The organism is Brevundimonas sp. SORGH_AS_0993, assembly GCF_030818545.1.
GTDB lineage: Bacteria > Pseudomonadota > Alphaproteobacteria > Caulobacterales > Caulobacteraceae > Brevundimonas.
This window is the reverse complement of record NZ_JAUTAH010000001.1, coordinates 322,538-341,007: the sequence shown is the minus strand read 5'-3', so window position 1 is coordinate 341,007 and position 18,470 is coordinate 322,538. Positions and strand designations below refer to the sequence as shown.

The 18,470-nt window shown below is 67.9% G+C and carries 20 protein-coding genes and 1 tRNA gene; 7 read left to right on the top strand and 14 right to left on the bottom strand.

The features are described from left to right. Positions 1-99 precede the first annotated feature (99 nt). Together QE389_RS01850 and cobS are read left to right on the top strand one after the other, a co-directional pair. A complete protein-coding gene (locus QE389_RS01850; RefSeq protein ID WP_307364099.1) occupies positions 100-528 on the top strand; it encodes an organic hydroperoxide resistance protein in 429 nt (142 codons plus the stop codon). A 59-nt stretch (positions 529-587) separates the two neighbouring features. Next, positions 588-1,592 (top strand): cobaltochelatase subunit CobS, encoded by a 1,005-nt coding sequence (cobS, locus tag QE389_RS01845; RefSeq protein WP_307364097.1) that lies wholly within the window; start codon positions 588-590, stop codon positions 1,590-1,592. A gap of 2 nt (positions 1,593-1,594) precedes the next feature. Here cobS and QE389_RS01840 read toward each other — a convergent pair whose 3' ends face one another. The 8 genes from QE389_RS01840 to QE389_RS01805 all read right to left on the bottom strand — a co-directional run bounded on the left by QE389_RS01840 (position 1,595) and on the right by QE389_RS01805 (position 8,040). Next, positions 1,595-2,086: a hypothetical protein gene (locus QE389_RS01840; protein ID WP_307364094.1), complete on the bottom strand. Its 492-nt coding sequence runs from the start codon at positions 2,084-2,086 to the stop codon at positions 1,595-1,597. Between the two features lie 30 nt (positions 2,087-2,116). Beyond that, positions 2,117-2,695, bottom strand: a complete 579-nt coding sequence (locus QE389_RS01835; protein ID WP_307364092.1) for a DUF2239 family protein — start codon at positions 2,693-2,695, stop codon at positions 2,117-2,119. 59 nt (positions 2,696-2,754) lie between these two features. Further along, positions 2,755-3,174 (bottom strand): molecular chaperone DnaJ, encoded by a 420-nt coding sequence (locus QE389_RS01830; protein ID WP_307364090.1) that lies wholly within the window; start codon positions 3,172-3,174, stop codon positions 2,755-2,757. A 14-nt stretch (positions 3,175-3,188) separates the two neighbouring features. Then, positions 3,189-4,025, bottom strand: coding sequence for a division plane positioning ATPase MipZ (locus QE389_RS01825; RefSeq protein ID WP_307364088.1), 837 nt, complete (start codon positions 4,023-4,025; stop codon positions 3,189-3,191). Positions 4,026-4,141: 116 nt separating this feature from the next. Then, positions 4,142-4,789 carry an SPOR domain-containing protein gene (locus QE389_RS01820; RefSeq protein WP_307364085.1) on the bottom strand — a complete coding sequence of 216 codons (648 nt, stop codon included), beginning with the start codon at positions 4,787-4,789 and terminating at the stop codon, positions 4,142-4,144. A 146-nt stretch (positions 4,790-4,935) separates the two neighbouring features. Then, positions 4,936-5,694 (bottom strand): chorismate mutase, encoded by a 759-nt coding sequence (locus tag QE389_RS01815; protein ID WP_307364082.1) that lies wholly within the window; start codon positions 5,692-5,694, stop codon positions 4,936-4,938. Positions 5,695-5,974: 280 nt separating this feature from the next. Continuing rightward, positions 5,975-6,550 carry a prephenate dehydratase domain-containing protein gene (locus QE389_RS01810; RefSeq protein ID WP_307364081.1) on the bottom strand — a complete coding sequence of 192 codons (576 nt, stop codon included), beginning with the start codon at positions 6,548-6,550 and terminating at the stop codon, positions 5,975-5,977. A 119-nt stretch (positions 6,551-6,669) separates the two neighbouring features. Further along, the gene (locus tag QE389_RS01805) at positions 6,670-8,040 is read right to left on the bottom strand and encodes a class II 3-deoxy-7-phosphoheptulonate synthase (protein WP_307364079.1); all 1,371 of its coding nucleotides are present in this window, start codon (positions 8,038-8,040) and stop codon (positions 6,670-6,672) included. A gap of 399 nt (positions 8,041-8,439) precedes the next feature. On the opposite strand from QE389_RS01805, the gene QE389_RS01800 reads away from it, so the two are divergent. Continuing rightward, a complete protein-coding gene (locus QE389_RS01800) occupies positions 8,440-9,657 on the top strand; it encodes an LL-diaminopimelate aminotransferase (RefSeq protein WP_307364077.1) in 1,218 nt (405 codons plus the stop codon). 5 nt (positions 9,658-9,662) lie between these two features. Here QE389_RS01800 and QE389_RS01795 read toward each other — a convergent pair whose 3' ends face one another. The 4 genes from QE389_RS01795 to QE389_RS01780 form a co-directional block, all read right to left on the bottom strand. Next, positions 9,663-9,887: a hypothetical protein gene (locus tag QE389_RS01795; protein ID WP_307364075.1), complete on the bottom strand. Its 225-nt coding sequence runs from the start codon at positions 9,885-9,887 to the stop codon at positions 9,663-9,665. A gap of 36 nt (positions 9,888-9,923) precedes the next feature. Beyond that, positions 9,924-9,998 (bottom strand) — tRNA-Val (locus QE389_RS01790). Between the two features lie 56 nt (positions 9,999-10,054). Then, positions 10,055-11,344 carry a dicarboxylate/amino acid:cation symporter gene (locus QE389_RS01785; RefSeq protein ID WP_307364073.1) on the bottom strand — a complete coding sequence of 430 codons (1,290 nt, stop codon included), beginning with the start codon at positions 11,342-11,344 and terminating at the stop codon, positions 10,055-10,057. 97 nt (positions 11,345-11,441) lie between these two features. Continuing rightward, a complete protein-coding gene (locus QE389_RS01780; protein WP_373458282.1) occupies positions 11,442-12,161 on the bottom strand; it encodes an HAD-IA family hydrolase in 720 nt (239 codons plus the stop codon). A gap of 58 nt (positions 12,162-12,219) precedes the next feature. On the opposite strand from QE389_RS01780, the gene glmU reads away from it, so the two are divergent. From glmU to QE389_RS01765, 3 genes are all read left to right on the top strand, one after another. After that, a complete protein-coding gene (glmU, locus tag QE389_RS01775) occupies positions 12,220-13,599 on the top strand; it encodes a bifunctional UDP-N-acetylglucosamine diphosphorylase/glucosamine-1-phosphate N-acetyltransferase GlmU (protein ID WP_307364069.1) in 1,380 nt (459 codons plus the stop codon). Further along, a complete protein-coding gene (gene rpiA, locus QE389_RS01770) occupies positions 13,596-14,279 on the top strand; it encodes a ribose-5-phosphate isomerase RpiA (protein WP_307364067.1) in 684 nt (227 codons plus the stop codon). Before glmU ends, rpiA begins: the two co-directional genes overlap by 4 nt. Positions 14,280-14,343: 64 nt before the next feature. Next, the gene (locus tag QE389_RS01765; protein ID WP_307364064.1) at positions 14,344-14,487 is read left to right on the top strand and encodes a hypothetical protein; all 144 of its coding nucleotides are present in this window, start codon (positions 14,344-14,346) and stop codon (positions 14,485-14,487) included. Here QE389_RS01765 and QE389_RS01760 read toward each other — a convergent pair whose 3' ends face one another. Further along, on the bottom strand, positions 14,488-14,946 hold the full coding sequence (locus tag QE389_RS01760; RefSeq protein WP_307364063.1) for a hypothetical protein: 459 nt from the start codon (positions 14,944-14,946) through the stop codon (positions 14,488-14,490). It abuts the gene before it with no gap. Between the two features lie 29 nt (positions 14,947-14,975). Continuing rightward, positions 14,976-15,938 (bottom strand): M28 family peptidase, encoded by a 963-nt coding sequence (locus QE389_RS01755; RefSeq protein ID WP_307364061.1) that lies wholly within the window; start codon positions 15,936-15,938, stop codon positions 14,976-14,978. 89 nt (positions 15,939-16,027) lie between these two features. Between QE389_RS01755 and ligA the strand changes: the two genes are divergently transcribed. Next, a complete protein-coding gene (ligA, locus tag QE389_RS01750; protein ID WP_307364060.1) occupies positions 16,028-18,361 on the top strand; it encodes an NAD-dependent DNA ligase LigA in 2,334 nt (777 codons plus the stop codon). Positions 18,362-18,470 lie beyond the last annotated feature (109 nt).

The following is an 18,470-nucleotide window of genomic DNA, read 5'->3' as shown; positions in this document are numbered from 1 at the left end:
ACCGCGTCGCCGGTCGATGGCTAGAGCGGCGATGCAACGTCCCCTTGGCCTTCGCCGTTCAACGCCCATCTCTGATCTTCCAACCTCTAAGGAGCCATCATGGAAGTCCTGTACCGCGCCCAGTCCACCGCCTCGGGCGGAGGCCGCGAAGACGGCCGTTCCGCCACCGACGACGGAAAAATCGATGTAACACTGTCCACGCCCAAGGAGATGGGCGGCAAGGGCGGCGACGGCACCAACCCGGAACAGCTGTTCGCCACAGGGTATGCGGCCTGTTATCTGGGCGCCCTGCGTCTGGTCAGCGGCAAGGCCGGCACGCCGGTCAGCCCCGACACCAAGGTCACTGCCGGCGTCGGCTTCGGCAAGAACACCAAGGGCGAAGGCTTCAACCTGGACGTCGATCTGACCGTCACCGACCACGGCCTGGACCAGGCGGTGATCGACGACCTGATCGAAAAGGCCCACCAGGTCTGCCCCTACTCCAACGCCACACGCGGCAACGTGGATGTGCGTCTCAGCGCGAAATAAGGCGACCAAAGGCCCGCGCGCGTGTTGAGCCGCGCGCGCGGCCCCTCTAGAGGAAGGCCATGACCTCCCCGCTCGACGCCTCCCCCGACCCGCTGATAACCTTGGAACCCGCGCGGCGCGTGACCCTGCGCGAGGCGTTCGGCGTCGACAGCGACATGACCGTTCCGGCCTTCGCCGAGCGCGACAGCCATGTGCCCGAGATCGACGCGGCCTATCGTTTCGATCCGCAGACGACCCTCGCCATCTGCGCCGGGTTCGCCTTCGACCGCCGCGTCATGGTCCAGGGCTATCACGGCACCGGCAAGTCGACCCATATCGAACAGGTCGCCGCCCGCCTGAACTGGCCCCTGGTGCGCGTCAATCTGGACAGCCACGTCAGTCGCATCGACCTGATCGGCAAGGACGCCATCGTCCTGAAGGATGGCAAGCAGATCACCGAGTTCCGCGAGGGCATCCTGCCCTGGTCGCTGCAACGCCCCGTCGCCCTGGTGTTCGACGAATACGACGCCGGCCGCCCGGACGTGATGTTCGTCATCCAGCGCGTGCTGGAGGCGCAAGGGCGTCTGACCCTGCTGGACCAGAACCGCGTGATCCGCCCGAACCGCTGGTTCCGCCTGTTCGCCACCACCAACACCATCGGCCTGGGCGACACCACGGGCCTGTATCACGGCGCGCAACAGATCAATCAGGCCCAGCTGGACCGCTGGAACATCGTCACGACCCTCAACTATCTCGACCACGACGTGGAGGCCCAGATCGTCGCCGCCAAGGTCCCCGAATGGTCGGACGCCGAGGGCCGCCGCCGCATCGCCGCCATGGTTCGTGTCGCCGACATGACCAGGAACGCCTTCATGAACGGCGACATCTCCACCGTCATGTCGCCTCGCACCGTCATCACCTGGGCCCAGAACGCCATCATCTTCGGCGGCGACGTGGCGCTCAGCTTCCGCCTGACCTTCCTGAACAAGTGCGACGAACTGGAACGCCCCACCATCGCCGAGTTCTACCAACGCGCCTTCGGCGAGGACCTCCCCGAAGCGGCGACGCGGGTGAAGGTGGGGTAAGGTTAGAGGGCCGCCTCGGCCGCACGAAGTTCGGCCGTTACATCACGAACGCCCGGCCACGTCCAAACGACATCTCGCAAGAGCAGTCGCCAAGCGTTGACGTGGGCCACATAGCTGGCGTGAGACTGAACCAGTTCCACGGGAACCAGAGCGGCTCTTTGAACACAGAAGTGTTCGTCGAAAAGCACGCCTGCCAGAACGTCGAAAGGTCGATCTGGCAGGTTCCGGATAAAGCTGAGCTGACGCGACTTGTTCTGTGGCGTTAGACGACGGCACTTAACCTGATATCGAATGCCCTCCAAATCCACAGCGTCATGACCTGACGTCGATCCTCCTTCCAAACGCCAATCGAAAGCTTTCGAGAAGAGAAGTTCGGCGTAGTCGCCGGCAGGTCCATTCGCGCTCCGCACGACCTCGCGCCTGCGAAGTTCAGTAAGGATGGCGCCATGCAGTCGAAGCAACTCCGCCGTCGAAGCATCGATGAGATTGACCACGCCGCCCTCCCCCAGCCAAATGCGGATCGATCAACGCCCATGCGCGTTCCGCCCGCTGAGCTCGGCCATCCCCAAAGCAGTGTCGCGCACCCCTTCAGGCCAGTCCTTCACCGCAGCTTCGAACGCCGTCCGGTCGCCGGCGAACAGCATTCGTGTCGCCTCTTCATAATTCGGTAAGTCGCCCGCCATCGCCGTTATGAAGCGATAGGCCGCCTCGCGCGCATGGCGGATGCGGTCCGGCCCTTCGGCTTCGCGCAGGGCGGTCTCGACCATCTTGCGCAGCGTGGCAGAGGCGCCGCCGGGCTGGCTGGACAGCCAGTCCCAGTGCCGGGGCAGCAGCGTCACCTCCCGCGCCGTGACCCCCAGCTTCGGCCGACCCGGTCCCTTCTTCGCCTCAGGCAGGACTTGCGGCAAACGCCCCAACGCCGTCTCCAAGTCGCCGCGCAGGTCGAACTCCACCGTGCGGCCGGTCGCCAGATCGAAGGCCAGGACAGCCTCCCCCGCCTCGCTGGCCGCCTTCATCGCCGGCAGGACGGCGCGCGGCGCGCCCCGAGCGATCAGTCGGTCGCCGGCGAAGACGGCGCAGTCCATGTCAGGGTTCGGGATCATGCCGCCGACCTAACGCCCCGTCCTCCGCCCGTCAATATTACCCGGATTTTATGTGGAGTTCAGCGGCGGCCTAGCAATCGGTCGCGCGCGGCGTTGACGCGGATCGCCAGGCCTTCAGTCCCGCCCTGATCGGGATGGGCGCGGGCCATGGCGCGTTTCCAGGCGGCGCGGATTTCGGCCTCCGTGGCCGTTGAGCCGACGCCCAGGACGGCACGCGCCTCGGCCTCGGTGATCGGCTCCGTCTTGGGCAGGGTGCGCGTGCGCGAGGCCCAGGCCACATAGAGCCCCGCCCCGGTCAGGCCCACAGCGATCAGCCACGCCCCACGAAACGCCGCCAGGACGCCGCCGGCCAGCAGGACCGATCCCACCAGCGTCGCCGTGACCCGCCAATGACCGCGACCGCGACGCTCGGTCTGGCGTCCCAGCCGAACCAGGGCCCAGACGGCGATCGCCGCCAAGGCCAGGCCGATCAATCCCATCGATCAGTCGACCGTCAGGCCGCGACGTCCAAAGGGTTCAGCACCTGCTCCAGCCCCATGGCCAGCATCAGATTGCGCATTTCCTGGCGGGCGGCGACGTGGGCCAGGGACACCGCGACCGGCCGCACCTCGTTGGACAGGTCCGCGACCGTCAGGCCGAAGGGAAACAGCTCGCGATAGATGACCCGGTCGCGCAGGCCGGGCCCGACGCGGAAACCGACCCGCTTGGCCAGCTTGCTCATCCGCTCTTCCAGACGCTTGCGGTTGCGGGCCTCGGCCACGGCCAGGCGATTGGTCACGACCAGCCAGTCGATGGTCGCGTGGCGGCCTTGGGCGATGGCCCGCTGCTTGCGCGCCTCCCAGACGCTCTCGGAATAGATGGAGGGTTTCAACAGCTCCAGCGACACCGGATCCACCTCGCCCAGCAGGTCGAAGTCGACGAAGCTGTCATTCATCGGCGTCACTATCTGGTCGGCGCGGGCATGGGCGGCGTTGGACGCGGCCGTGTCGCCGCCGGGGGTGTCGATCAGGATGCAGTCCACCCCGGCCGCCACGGCCTCGTCGAAGGCGCGCGCGAAGGCGGCGACCTGCTCGGCGGCGTCCAGCTTGGCCAGGGCCTTGCCGTCGCCCATGTCGGGAATCATCGGCTGCGGAAGGGCGTGGGCGTTGGCCGCCAGCCAAGCCTGACGGTTCAGGAAGAAACGCTGCATCGACCGCTGGCGCAGGTCCAGGTCGATGATCGCCACGCTGCGGCCCGCGTGCAGCAGACCGGTGACGATGTGGATGGCAAGGGTGGACTTGCCCGCCCCGCCCTTTTCGTTGCCGAGGACGATCACATGCGGCTGCGTCATTGAGGCGACCTCTAAAGGCGGCCGACGCGACTCAGAACTGATGCGCGGCCTTCGAGCCCCAGAGTCGGGCGGATCGCGCCAAACGTCAACGCAGTGTTAACGGATGGCTGTGGACTTCATTGCGCGCGGCGGCACCACGAATCCGACACCTGGGCGGCGCGGCAAAGGTCGGCGGCCTGGTTCGCCGGGATCGGCCCGACTTTCAGCCGCGTCAGAGCCCGCCCCTCGACCCGCACGGTTTCATAGACGGGCGACACCTGGCCCAGATCGGCGCCGGCTTTCAGACGGCGCCAAGCCTCGCGGGCGCCGGCCTCGGTGGAATAGGCGCCCAGTTGGATGGTGCGGCCCTCGGCATGGAGGGCGGTCGGGCGCAGCGCGGGTCGAGGATGTTCGACGGATGCAGTCTCGACGACAGGGATCGGCTTTGGCTCCGGCGCGCTCTGCGGCCGCATCGCCGCCGCCATGGGCTTCAGAGCGTCGCGCAGACCCTGGGCCTGGGCGTCGCGGGCGTCCCACATCTCCAGCGGGCTCATCACCGAGACCCTCACAGGCGAGAACGCCGGGCGCAAGCCAGCCTCCTGCGCCTTGATGGATGGATCGGGGACCCGATCGCCCTGGCCCGGCGCCTGCAGCGGCACATCCAGGGCCGCGACCTGATCGCCCAGGGCGCGGAAACGATGCGGATCGGCGTCCACAGCGCCGCAACCAACCAGGCTGAGGGCGACGAGGATCAAGACAGGACGGGTCGCTTCTGCGGGCGTCATGGCCTTGTCCTTAAGGCGCAGACTTTGAAACCTGGTTCACCAACAGGCTTAAGCCACAGGGTTAATCTCTTAACACTCGGCCCTGAACGACCGAAAGGCCGCACCCGTTCCCGGATGCGGCCCGTCTGGTCGTAATGAACGGCCGATCAGCCGATGGCGCCGACGCAGCCCTCGGCCTCGCCCGGCGCCAGGTCGGCGTCGGTCAGGGCGATGGTCCAGCCGTGGTGGGTGTTCAGACCCCAGCGCCGCGCGCCGCCGCCGTCGCCCGCATCACCGCCGGCGGTGACGACCACGCGGCGACCCTTGGGCAGGGCCGGCGGATCGATCTTGCCCACGGCCAAAGACGTCGGCGTCTCGCCGCCGTAACCGTCGAAGACGCTCAACATCGACCACTCGCGGCGCAGACCCATCCACCAGGCGTCCTCGGTGTTGATCGCCAGGACGGCGACGCCGTGGCCTTCCGCCGCGAAGGCCAGGGCCTTCTGCGGATCGCGCACCATCTTGATGTCGGCGGCCGCGCCGAAGCGCAGGCGAGCGCCGTCATAGGCGCGGGTCGGCTCGATCGGCGCCCAGACCTGGACCTGAAGCCGGCCCTGGCGCGCCAGACCCCAGCCGACGATCTCGCGCCACAGATGCTCGACCGCCTCGGCGTTTTCGGGTTGGCATTTCGACAGCATGCGCGACAGCACGGTCTGTTCGCGGTCGGGACGCAGCTTGGTGTGGGGCCCGCTGGGGGCGTCCTTGGCACGGCCGACGGTCGCGGCGACGGCCAGACGTTGTTCGAACAGCTTCAGGATCTGATCGTCCAGGCTGTCGATCTCGGCGCGCAGAGCCGCCAGGGCCTGTTGCTCGGGGGTCGGCTCAGCCACGTCGGGCCACACTTGCTGCAGATTGGATTTGGACATGGGTTCGGTCTTTCGGCATGGAGAAATTTCGATGTGCGAATGCGGACAGCCGCCCTGTTCCAGGGCGGTCGCCGGCGAGACGGTCAGGGACGGAGTGCGCCCGACACCTCAGCCGGCGTATCGAAAGCCGTAAAAGCCGTAGCCGAAATAATAGCCGGCAACCGCGCGCGAACGGTCGAGGGAAACAGAAAGAACGCGCTGGCGGGACATGGGTCCTGGTCCGGTTATGCGGATCGTCGGCGATCCGTGGACCTCTTAAGGACGCAAAGACCTTGCGCCGTCAACCCTCGGCGGCCGTCAAAAGGACGAACCGTGTCTGGTTGTCGCCGGAATCCTGCAAATCGTTGCGCAGGATCGACAGACCATAGACCTCGGCCGCGCCGACCGGGGCGATGGCCGCCCGCGTCGGATCGCCCGCCTCGGCCACGTCGCGCGCTGCGCCGGCGGTGTCGAAATGTTCGACCACCTGAACGGCCAGACCGCTCAGATTGCGCCGGCACTGGGCCAGGGCGATGGGGTGGCTTTCGACCGTGCGGATGTCCGACAGGCGCGCCCCGACGACCCCCATCAGGGCATGGCGGATAGGCCGCCAGACCTCGGCGGCCGGCGTCAGTCCCATCTGCCGCACCAGGCTGGCGGCGGGCTCCACCACCCCGATGGTGGAGTTCTCGACCGGGATCAAGGCGCAGCCGCAGTCGCCGATCCGGATCGCCTCCAGCGCCTCGGCGAAGCTTTCGAAGGCCACAGGCACGTCCCAGGGCCGCAGGGCCAGGCAGGCCTCGTGACTGAACGATCCGGGCGCGCCCTGATAGGCCACCCGGCCGGGTTGTTCGTCGATGTGGGCCGCTGCCGTCATGATGCTCTCTCGAAGCCTCACCCGACTTGGCGAGGCGTCGATGGCTTCACCGTGGCGGGATTGGCCCCCATTTTAGGCGTCGGGACGGGATCGCGCCCGCCCCGTTCTTCAGACCCGAACTAGGCCGCTTCCGAGCGGCTGATCCGCCCGGCCTTCAGCCGCTCGGCGACCAGGAAGGCCAGCTCCAGCGCCTGGTCGGCGTTCAGGCGCGGGTCGCAGTGGGTATGATAACGGTTGGACAGGTCGTCCTCAGTCACGGCCTGGGCCCCGCCGATGCATTCGGTGACGTTCTGGCCGGTCATCTCCAGGTGGACGCCGCCGGGGTGAACCCCTTCCGCCTCCGCCACGTCGATGAAGGTGCGGACCTCGCTCAAGATCCGGTCGAACGGCCGGGTCTTGTAGCCGTTGCCGGCCTTCAGCGTATTGCCGTGCATCGGGTCGATCGACCAGACGACCTTGCGGCCCGACGCCTTCACCTCGCGCATCAGCTTGGGCAGGCGCTCGCCAACCTTGTCGTGACCGAAGCGACCGATCAGGGTCAAACGGCCCGAGACATTGTCCGGGTTCAACGCGTCGATCAGCGGCAGCAGATCGTCGGCCGTCATGGTCGGTCCGCACTTCACGCCGATGGGATTCTTGATTCCCTTCATGAATTCGACGTGGGCGCCGTCCAGCTGGCGGGTGCGCTCGCCGATCCACAACATATGGGCCGAGGTGTCGAACCAGTCGCCGGAACCGCCGTCCAGGCGCGTCAGGGCGCTTTCGACGTTCAGCAGCAGGGCCTCGTGGCTGGTGAAGACCTCGACGCGGCTCAGGTCCGGGTGGGTCTCGGGCGTGACGCCCACAGCCTCCATGAAGGCCAGGGCCTCGGTGATCTTGTCCGCCAGTTCGCGGTACTGGGCGCCGGCCGCATTGTCCCCCGCAAAGCCCAGGGTCCAGCGATGGATGTTGTACAGGTCCGCGTAGCCGCCGCCGGCGAAGGCCCGCAGCAGATTCAGGGTCGAGGCCGACTGGTTATAGGCGCGGATCAGCCGCTGCGGATCGGGCGTGCGCTCGTCCGGCGTGAATCCCATGCCGTTGATGATGTCGCCGCGATAGCTGGGCAGTTCGACGCCGTCGATCTCTTCCAGCGGGGACGAGCGCGGCTTGGCGAACTGGCCGGCGATGCGCCCCACCTTCACGACCGGCTTGCGGCCCGCAAAGGTCAGGACCACCGCCATTTGCAGGATCAGGCGGAAGGTGTCGCGGATGTTGTCGGTCGAAAACTCCTTGAAGCTCTCGGCGCAGTCGCCGCCCTGCAACAGGAAGGCCTCGCCCCGCTCCACCTGGGCCAGCTTCGAGGTCAGATGCCGCGCCTCTCCGGCGAAGACGAGCGGCGGCAGGGCGCGCAGTTCGTCCTCGACGGCGATCAGAGCCTGCGCGTCGGGGTAGTCCGCCGGCATGTGCAGGGCGGTCTTGGTTCTCCAGCTTTCGGGGGTCCAGCGTGTCATCTGGCAAGAATAGAGCGTCCAGGCCCGTCAAACAACGCAAGTCCGGCGAGATTTCGCCTCGACGCGCCGCTTCGTCGATGAACGGCGCCTTTCCTGCCGCAGGCGGCGACTACAGCAACCGCTCCTTGCGGGTCAGATATTTGGTCAGGCGGTGCAGGGCTATCAGGATGTTGGCGAATAGATGCATGGCCGTCAAACGCCCGTGCGACCGGGCGGTTCAGCGCGCGGACAACAGGTCGCGGCGCCCCCCCGGACCGGCGTTCCGAAAGCCAAAATCTTGCAGGCCCGACGGTATTCTGACCGGCGCCCACACGTTTCGGCCTTATCGCGCTTGATCCGCGTCCTGTTTTTGTATCGTAAGGTGGGTTTCCGCCTTCCCCCCATCGTTTGCAAAGCCCGATGTCCCAAGAATTCTACCGCATGAAGCGCCTGCCCCCGTATGTGATCGCGGAGGTCAACGCCATGCGCGCCGCAGCCCGTTCGGCCGGAGAGGACGTCATCGACCTGGGCATGGGCAATCCCGACCTGCCGCCGCCGCCGCACGTCATCGCCAAACTGGTGGAAGTGGCCCAGAAACCGGACGCCCACGGCTATTCCCAGTCCAAGGGCATTCCCGGCCTGCGCCGCGCCCAGGCCAACTATTACGGCCGCCGCTTCGGTGTCGACCTGGACCCCGAGACCGAGGTGATCGTCACCATGGGCTCCAAGGAGGGTCTGGCCAGCCTGGCCACCGCCATAACCGAACCCGGCGACGTGATCCTGGCGCCCAACCCATCCTATCCGATCCACACCTTCGGCTTCATCATCGCTGGCGCGGCCATCCGCAGCGTGCCGACCACTCCGGACGAGCGCTATTTCGAGGCGCTGGAGCGGGCCATGGCCTACACCGTGCCGCGGCCCAAGGCGCTGGTCATGAACTATCCGTCCAATCCGACGGCGGAGACGGTGGACCTGGCCTTCTATGAGCGCGTCGTCGCCTTCGCCAAGGCCAACGACCTGTGGATCATCAGCGACCTGGCCTATTCGGAGCTGTACTACGACGGCAAGCCGACGGTCTCGATCCTGCAGGTCCCCGGCGCCAAGGACGTGGCGGTGGAGTTCACCTCCCTCAGCAAGACCTACAGCATGGCCGGCTGGCGCATCGGTTTCGCCGTCGGCAACAAGACGCTGATCGCCGCCATGGCGCGGGTGAAGTCCTATCTGGACTACGGCGCCTTCACCCCCATCCAGGCGGCCGCCTGCGCGGCGCTGAACGGGCCGCAGGACATCGTGGACCAGAACCGCGAACTCTATCACCGCCGTCGCGACGTCCTGGTCGACAGCTTCGCCCGCGCGGGATGGGAGATTCCCAAGCCCGCCGCCTCCATGTTCGCCTGGGCGCCCCTGCCCCCGGCCCTGGCGCACCTGGGCAGCCTGGAGTTCTCCAAACAGCTTCTGACCCACGCCAAGGTCGCGGTCGCCGCCGGCGTCGGTTACGGCGAGAACGGCGAAGGCTTCGTCCGCATCGCCCTGGTCGAGAATGAGCAGCGCATCCGCCAGGCCGCCCGCAACATCAAGACCTATCTGAAATCCAGAGGCGTCAACGTCCCGCCGGGGCAAGACGACGCAGGGATCTGATCGCCTTACGGCCGGGTGCGGACTTCCCAGTCCAGGGTCCAGCGGTTCGCCCCGGCCCGCTTCAGCTCCGTGACCGAGGCCGGAACCTGCCGGTCCAGTCCATCCAGCAGCACGACGCCCTGAGCGACCGAGGCGATGGTCGCATTGGTCTGCCAGAACGGCCCGCCCCCGTCCCCTGACAGTCCCCTGAGCGAAAAACGGATGTGAACAGTGTCGTTGACTTGCGGCATTCGCTTCCCGTCGGTCTGATCTGAAGGGGGGAAGGATGGTGGATGCGACAGGGATTGAACCTGTGACCCCCTCGGTGTGAACGAGGTGCTCTCCCGCTGAGCTACGCATCCATGCCTTGCGGAGGCGGCGACATAGCCCGGTCGACCGCGCGGCGCAAGCGTCCGTTTCAGATTCCGGCGGCGCGGACCCCGTCGGTGGTTTGCGCCTCGGGATCGCCGGGCAGCCAGGCGACGTGACCGTCATAGACGTCCTGGTTCAGGATGCCCTCTTCCTTGGCGACCAGGACGGGCACGACCATCTGGCCGGTCACGTTCGTCGCCGTGCGCATCATGTCGATGATCCGGTCGATGGCGACGATATAGCCGATGCCTTCCAGCGGCAGGCCGGCCGTGGACAGGGTCAGGGTCAGCATGACGATGCTGGTGCCCGGCACCCCGGCCGTGCCTAGCGACCCAAGAACGGCGGTCAGGCCGATCAGCACATACTGCGTCAGGCTGAGGTCGATCTTGAAATACTGGGCGATGAAGATCGAGGCGATGGCCGGATAGATTGCGCCGCAGCCGTCCATCTTCACATTGGCCCCCAGAGGCACGGCGAAGGCGGCATAGGCCTGGGGCACGCCCAGACGCTCGACCGTCTGACGCAGGGTGATCGGCAGCGTCCCCAGCGACGAAGAGGTCGCGAAGGCCGTCTGCTGGGCCGCGAAGGCGCCGCGGAAGAAGCTGACGACCTTCAACCCGTGCAGCTTCAGCAGGCCCGAATAGACCACCAGAATGTGGAACAGGCAGGCCGCATAGATGGCCAGGATGAACTTCAGCAGCGGCAGCAGCGCCTCCCAGCCATAGCCGCCGACGACCGAGCCGATCAGGCCGAACACCCCGATGGGGGTCAGCTGGATCACCCAGCGGGTGATGCGGAAGACGACGGCCGCACCCTCGTCCACCATGCGCCGCACCCCCTGCGCCCGGTCGCCCAGGGCGACCAGCGCGGCGCCCACCAGGGCCGAGAAGAAGATGATCTGCAGAACCTTGCCCTCGGCCAGGGAGGCGAACGGATTGACCGGCACCACGCCGATCAGCACCTCCAAAGGCGTCGGGATGATCCGCTCCTTCACCTCGCCCAGCGGCAGGTTCGACAGACCGACGCCTGGATTGATCAGGTGTCCGAAGGCGAAGCCGACCAGCACGGCCAGCAGCGAGGTGATGGCGAACCAGACGATGGTGCGAACGCCCAGCCGCACCGCCCCCGCTCCCTCGCCCAGCTTGGCGATGGAGCTGGCGATGGTGAACAGCACCAGGGGCGCGACCACCATGCGGATCAGGTTCAGATAGACATCCCCGATCGGCTGCAGCCAGGTCTCGGCCCGCTCGCGCAGGATCAGACCAGCCAGGATGCCCAGGGCGAAGCCGGCGGCGGTGCGCTGCCAGAGCGGAATCTTGAAGAAGCGGACGAGCATGGGCGGACCTTCGGCTAGGGCCGCCTATCTGTCTAGCGCCCGACCGAACCGCAATCGCCTTGGCGACGGTTCGTGACGACTTTTTCTCGTCCGACCGTTAGAATTTCAGTGCGCGCGCAACGTAGTGATCGGCCAAGAGCCCATCGATCGCCTCTTCCACATCCTCGAAATGGTCGATCAGCACGTCGCCGTCCAGCGTCTCCACCGGCGTCGGCGTATAGCCGAAGGTGGTCAGGATACAGGGGATGCCCGCATCGCGCGCCGCCAGCGCATCCGGGGCCGCGTCGCCGACCATGATCGCCAGAGCGGGATCGCCGCCGGCCTTCGTCACCGCCTCCTTCAGATGCGCGCCCGAGGGTTTGCGCGCGCTGACTCTGTCGGGTCCGACCACGGCCTCGAATCGGTCGATCAGATCCAGCTTCCGCAGCAGCAGTTCCGACAGGTCCGACCGCTTGTTGGTCGCCACGACCAGACGCGCGCCGCGCGCCTTCAGCCGGTCCAGCGTCTCGGCCACGCCTTCGAACGGCCGCGTGCCGTCGGCGATATGGGCCGTGTAGTCGGCCAGGAACCGCTCGAACAGTTCGTCGGACTGCGCCCGCTCCACGTCCGCCCCCGCCGCCTCGAAGCCATGGACCAGCAAGGCCCGCGCGCCCGACCCGATCAGGGTGGAGGCCGCTTCGGGCGCCACCGTCGGCAATCCCTCCTCGATCAGCAGACGGTTCAGCGTGCTGACCAGGTCGGGCGCCGAATCCACCAGGGTGCCGTCCAGATCGAAGGCGATGGTCCAGCCTTCCAGGTCGCGATCCGTCATCCCCATCTCCCGTTGGCCCGCCGAATGGGCTAGATCGCGAGACGACTAGCCTCCGGGACGATTCATGACCAGCCAGACGCGCGCCCGCGCCGCCATCATTCTCGCCGCCGGTCAGGGCACGCGAATGAAGTCCCCCCTGCCCAAGGTGCTGCACCCTGTCGGCGGCCGGGCCATGCTGGACCACGCGATCGACGCGGCCCAGGCCCTGGGCTGCCAGCGGATCGTGGTGGTCGTGGGCGTTCACTCGCCCGAAGTCCGCGCCCATGTCGTCGCGCGTCTGGGCGAAGACGCCATCGCCGTCCAGGACCCGCCGCTGGGCACCGGCCACGCCGTGCGCGCCGCCGAACAGGCCCTGAACGGCTTCGACGGCGAGGTGGTCGTCACCTATGGCGACGTCCCTCTGCTGAAGGCTGCCGACATCGAACCTGTTTTCAACGCCGACGGCGTGACCGTGATCGGCTTTGAGGCCCGCGATCCCGGCGCCTACGGTCGTCTGATCCTGGAGGGGGACGCCCTTTTGGCCATCACCGAGGCCAAGGAAGCCTCGCCCGAGGTTCTGGCCGTCACCGCCTGCAACTCCGGCGTCATGGCCGCGCCCGCCGCCCTGCTGTTCTCGCTGTTGGGACAGGTCCGCAACGACAACGGCAAGGGCGAATACTATCTGACCGACGTGGTCGCCCTGGCCCGCCAGGCCGGTCATCCGACCCGCGCCGTCTTCGCGCCCGAGGATTCGGTCATGGGCGTGAACGCCCAGGGCGAGTTGGCGCAGGCCGAGGCTTTGTTCCAGAAGGTCCAGCGTGAAACCTTCCTGGCCGCCGGCGTGACCATGACGGCGCCCGAGACCGTCCACTTCGCATGGGACACCCAGGTCGGGGGCGGGACCGTCATCGAACCCTTCGTCGTCTTCGGCCCCGGCGCGGTGATCGAGGGCGCGGCCCGCATCCGCAGCTTCAGCCATATAGAGGGCGCCCGCGTCGGCTCGGGCGCAGAGGTCGGTCCCTACGCCCGCCTGCGCCCCGGCGCCGACCTGGCTGAAGGGGTCAAGATCGGCAACTTCGTCGAGGTGAAGAACGTCGCGCTGGCCAAGGGCGCCAAGGCCAATCACCTGGCCTATCTGGGCGACGGGACGGTCGGCGCGGGCGCCAACATCGGCGCCGGAACCATCTTCTGCAACTACGACGGCTTCAACAAGGCCCGCACCCAAGTCGGGGACGGCGCCTTCGTCGGCTCCAACTCCAGCCTGGTCGCCCCGGTCCGAATCGGCGCCGGCGCCCTGATCGCCTCGGGCTCCGTCATCACCGAGGACGTGCCGGCCGACGCCCTGGCCTTCGGTCGCGCCCGCCAGACCGTCAAACCCGAAGCCGCCGCCGCTTTTCGCGTGGAAGCCAGGGCCAGGAAGGAGGCGGCGAAGGCCGCCCAGACCCAAAACGAGACGTCGAAATGAGCGACCATCAGAAGAAGATCGCCGGCGAAGCCGCCGCCGCCCTGGTCGAGGCCGGCATGGTCGTCGGCCTGGGCACCGGCTCCACCGCCGCCTGGTTCGTCAAGGCGCTGGCCGCGCGCGGCCTGCCCGGCCTGCGCTGCGTCCCGACATCGGAGAAGACCGCCGATCTGGCGCGCGATCTGGGTCTGACGCTGTCCACGCTGGAGGATACGCCGCGCATCGACCTGACCGTCGACGGCGCCGACGAGGTCGGGCCGGGCCTGGCCCTGATCAAGGGCGGCGGCGCGGCCCTGCTGCGCGAGAAACTGGTGTGGGAGGCCTCGGCCCGCTGTGTCGTCATCGCCGACGCGGCCAAGGTTGTGCCGGTGCTGGGGGCCTTCCCCCTGCCCATCGAAGTCGTCGCCTTCGGCCACAAGACCACGGCCAACCGCATCGCCGACGTCCTGGTCGATCACGACATCGCCAACCCCGCCCGTGTGCGCCAGGCGGATCGCGGCCTGATCCGCACCGACGGCGGCAATCTGATCTATGATGCGGCCTGCAAGGCGATCCACGATCCCTCCCGTCTGGCCGACGATCTGAAGCTGATCACCGGCGTGGTCGAGCATGGTCTGTTCCTGGACCTGGCCGACCTGGCCCTGATCGGCGCCGATGACGGGGTCGAGGAGCGCCGCCCCTGATCCTGAAACGATCGGGCTCCAGCCGGTCTTGCCTTGAGACCGAATTGCTCTCTAAAGTTGCAACATGACCGGCCCCGACGATCCTCGATCCAGCGACGACCCCGGGCGCGGCCAGCGGCCCTCGACCGCCCTGCTGATCGGCCTGGGCGTGGTGCTATGGATCGCCGTCGCCCTGGCCGCCTACCTCCTGGCCCGCGCTGTCGTCTGATCAGTCGCCGCCCCATCGGGCCAGGCTGAAGGGGACGCCCTGCCCGGCCACGGACGCCGCGCCCGTGATCACCGGCGTCTGATCGCCCAGATTGCGCCGCGCCGTCGCCAGCGCTCCCTGATCCAGCCGCGCCTGCACCGTGACCTTGTCCCCGTTCGCGGCGCGCCCGCTGAACCGAAGGCTGTCATCCGTCACGACATAGGCGTCGGGCGTCACCCGCACCGTTCCATCCGGCCCCGTCAGCGTCAGTATCAAGGGCGCCGCCGACCGGCCGCCCGCTTCCCACGTCAGGAACGCCGACGCCTGGCCGACGAACAGCGACTCCACCCGCCAGGGGCCCGCGCCTTCGCCCACCGGCCGATATTCGCCCGACACGTCGCCGCTCAGTTCGTGACGAAAGGCCGAGGCCGGCGCCGTCTCCTGCGTTTCGCGCCGGTCGCAGCCGCTCAGGACCAGCATCCCAGCGACGACGGCAAGAAGCGCCCGCCTCAACGGTCCAACGCCCTGTCCAGGGCGCGGAATCCCGCCAGCGCTAGGTCCGACGCACTGGCGAACACCGTCGGGGTGATCCGCTCGAAGTCGTCGCTCGGCCGGTGATAGTCGGGGTGATAGTCGACGCCGAAATACAGGAAGGGCACCCCCGCCTCATGGAAGGCCGCGTGGTCCGAGGAATCGACCCAGTTGTCCTCTCCCTTGTCCTGGGGCGTGTCCTTGCCGAAGGCGAAGCGCACCGGCCCTGGCGCCGTGACTGTCTCCAGAATGGACCGCAGCGTCGGATGCTGATAGGCGCCTGTCACCCACAGATGATTGTCCGTCTCGGCCCGCGCGATCATGTCGAAGTTCAGGTTCAGCGCCATGGCGCTCAGCGGCACGGGCGGCGCCCGCACGAACTCGCGCGCACCCAACAGGCCCCGCTCCTCCCCGTCCAGGGCGACCAGCAGCACACTATGTTCGGGCGGGTCGGCCTTCAGCTTCGCCGCCAGGGCCAACAGCGTCGCCACGCCCGAGGCGTTGTCGTCCGCCCCGTTATAGACCTGGCCGTCATTGACCCCGACGTGGTCGTAATGGGCCGTCACGACGATGTAGCGGTCCGCCACCCGCCGGCCGGGAATCAGACCCACGATATTGTAACCCTCGAAGGTCTTGATCCCTTCGCGTGTCCGCCCCTGGCTCTCGAACCGCTGCAGCCGCCCGAACGGCGCGGGCGCCACGCCCATGGCCTCCAGCCGCGCGACGATATAGTCCCGCGCCTTCTGTCCCCCGGCCGAGCCTGTGTCGCGGCCCTGCATGTCGTCGGCCGACAGGAGGCGCACATCCTCCAGCAGCTGCGGATCGACCGCGACGGGGGACGCCGTCGGGGTCTCCGGCCGGGGCGCAGGCGTCGAACAGGCCGACAGGGCCAGGGCGGCGATGCAACCGCTCAGCGTCAGTCGAAAGGCGGGGCGGATCATGGGCGCTCGTGTCATCCGCACAGACTATCGCCCCGCCGCGCCCACGTCAGCCTGCGCGCGACCCTCGGCGGTGATAAACAGAAGCCGTCATGTCCAGCGCGATTCCCCCCTTCCCGCCCCTCGAAGCCCTGACCGCCGAGACGGCGGCCCAGGAACTGGCCTGGCTGGCCGCCGAAATGGCCCGTCACGACGCCCTCTACAATGAGGCGGCGCCCGAGATTTCCGACGCCGACTACGACGCCCTGCGCGCCCGGAACGCGGCGGTGGAGGCGGCCTTTCCCGATCTGATCCGCCCGGACTCCCCGTCCGACAAGGTCGGCGCCGCCGCCTCAAGCCAGTTCGCCGAGGTGCGCCACGGCGTGCCGATGCTGTCGCTGGACAACGCCTTCGACGAGGGCGAGGTGCGCGACTTCGTCGCCCGCATCGCGCGCTTCCTGAAACTGCCGGCCGACGCGCCCATCGCCTTCGTGGCAGAGCCCAAGATCGACGGCCTGTCCGCCAATCTGCTCTATGTGGACGGCGCCCTGACGATCGGCGCCACGCGCGGCGACGGCCGCACGGGCGAGGACGTGACCGCCAATCTGAAGGCCATCGACGATGTGAAACCGGCCCTGGCCGGCGACGACTGGCCCGACCGGATCGAGATCCGGGGCGAGGTCTATGCCCCGAACGACGCCTTCGCCGCCTTCAACGCGGCCGCCGAGGCCGAAGGGCGTCGCATCTACGCCAATCCCAGGAACTTCGCCGCCGGCTCACTGCGCCAGAAGGACGCGAGGATCACCGCCCAGCGACCGCTGAACTTCTTCGCCTACGCCTGGGGCGAGCATTCGTCCGACTTCGCCGAAACCCAGTGGGAGGCCCTGCAAAAGCTCAAGACCTGGGGCTTTCCCGTCAACGCCCGCTCGCGCCGGGTCGAGGGGGCGGACGGCCTGATCCAGGTCTATCGCGAGCTTGAGCACGACCGCGCGACCCTGGGCTACGACATCGACGGCGTAGTCTATAAGGTCGACCGCATCGACTGGCAGCGCCGCCTGGGCTTCGTCGCCCGAAGCCCCCGCTGGGCCATCGCCCACAAGTTTCCGGCCCAGCAGGCGACCACGGTGCTGAAGGGCATCGACATCCAGGTCGGCCGCACCGGCTCCCTGACCCCGGTGGCCCGCCTACACCCCGTCACCGTCGGCGGAGTCGTGGTCCGAAACGCTACCCTGCACAATGAAGACGAGATCGCGCGTCTGGACGTCCGCATCGGCGACACCGTCCGCCTGCAACGCGCCGGGGACGTCATCCCCCAGATCCTGGGCGTCGTGCCCGAACTGCGTCCCGCCGACGCCCGGCCCTATGTCTTCCCCGACCATTGCCCCGTCTGCGGTTCGGAAGCGGTGCGCGAAGGCGACGAGGTCAAACGCCGCTGTACCGGCGGCCTGATCTGCGACGCCCAGATCGTCGAACGGCTGAAACATTTCGTCGGCCGCCGCGCCTTCGACATCGAGGGTCTGGGCGAGAAACAGTTGATCGCCTTCCATGCCCGCGGCTGGCTCAAGGAGCCGGCCGACATCTTCCGCCTGGCGCGCCACGAGGCCCGCCTGGCCGAACTGGCGACCGAGGACGGCTATGGCGAAACCAGCATCCGCAACCTGGTCGCCGGCATCGACGCGCGCCGCGTCATTCCGCTGGATCGCTTCCTGTTCGGCCTGGGCGTGCGCGACATAGGCGAACAGACCTCCATCGTCCTGGCCCGCGCCTTCGAAAGCTGGTCGGCGCTGAAGGCCGCCTGCCTCCAGGCGGCTGCGGGGATTCCGTCCGAGGCATGGACCCGGCTGGCTGGCGCCGACGCCATATCGCCGCGCGTCCTGGCCCTGATGGCCGAGGCGTCGCCCCCTGCCGCCGATCCCTGGCCAGAAGCGACCCTGGACATGAAGATCGGCCAGGCCTTCCCCGGCATGGCCGCCCCGGCCCGCCGATCCCTGGCGACGATGGCGGACGACTGGTCCGGTCTGGTCGAACTGGCCCGTGTGGCGCGCGAGGAAGGCCCGTCCGAAATCCTGAACCAGATCGCGGGCGTCACCGGCGTGGGGCCCGTCGCCGCCGAGGCCCTGGCCCACTTCTTCCACGAGCCGCACAATCTGAGGGTCGTAGAGGCTCTGGAGGCCGAATTGACCGAAGTTCTCGACGCCGAGCGCCCCAAGTCCGACACCCCCGTGGCCGGCAAGACCGTCGTCTTCACCGGCGCCCTGGAACGCTTCACGCGCGACGAGGCCAAGGCCCGCGCCGAGAGCCTGGGCGCCAAGGTCTCGGGATCGGTGTCCAAGAAGACCGACTATCTGGTCGCCGGTCCCGGCGCGGGGTCGAAGCTGAAGGAGGCGGAAAAGCACGGCGTCCAGGTCTTGACCGAGGACGAATGGCTGGCCCTGATCGCAGGCTGACACACGCTGCGGCGAGGGGTCGAAAGCTTCCCTAAGGGCCGGTTTTCATTGCGATATGGTGATCGCGGCGGCCTTGTTTTCAACCGAAAGCCGGATCACCCTGCGATCA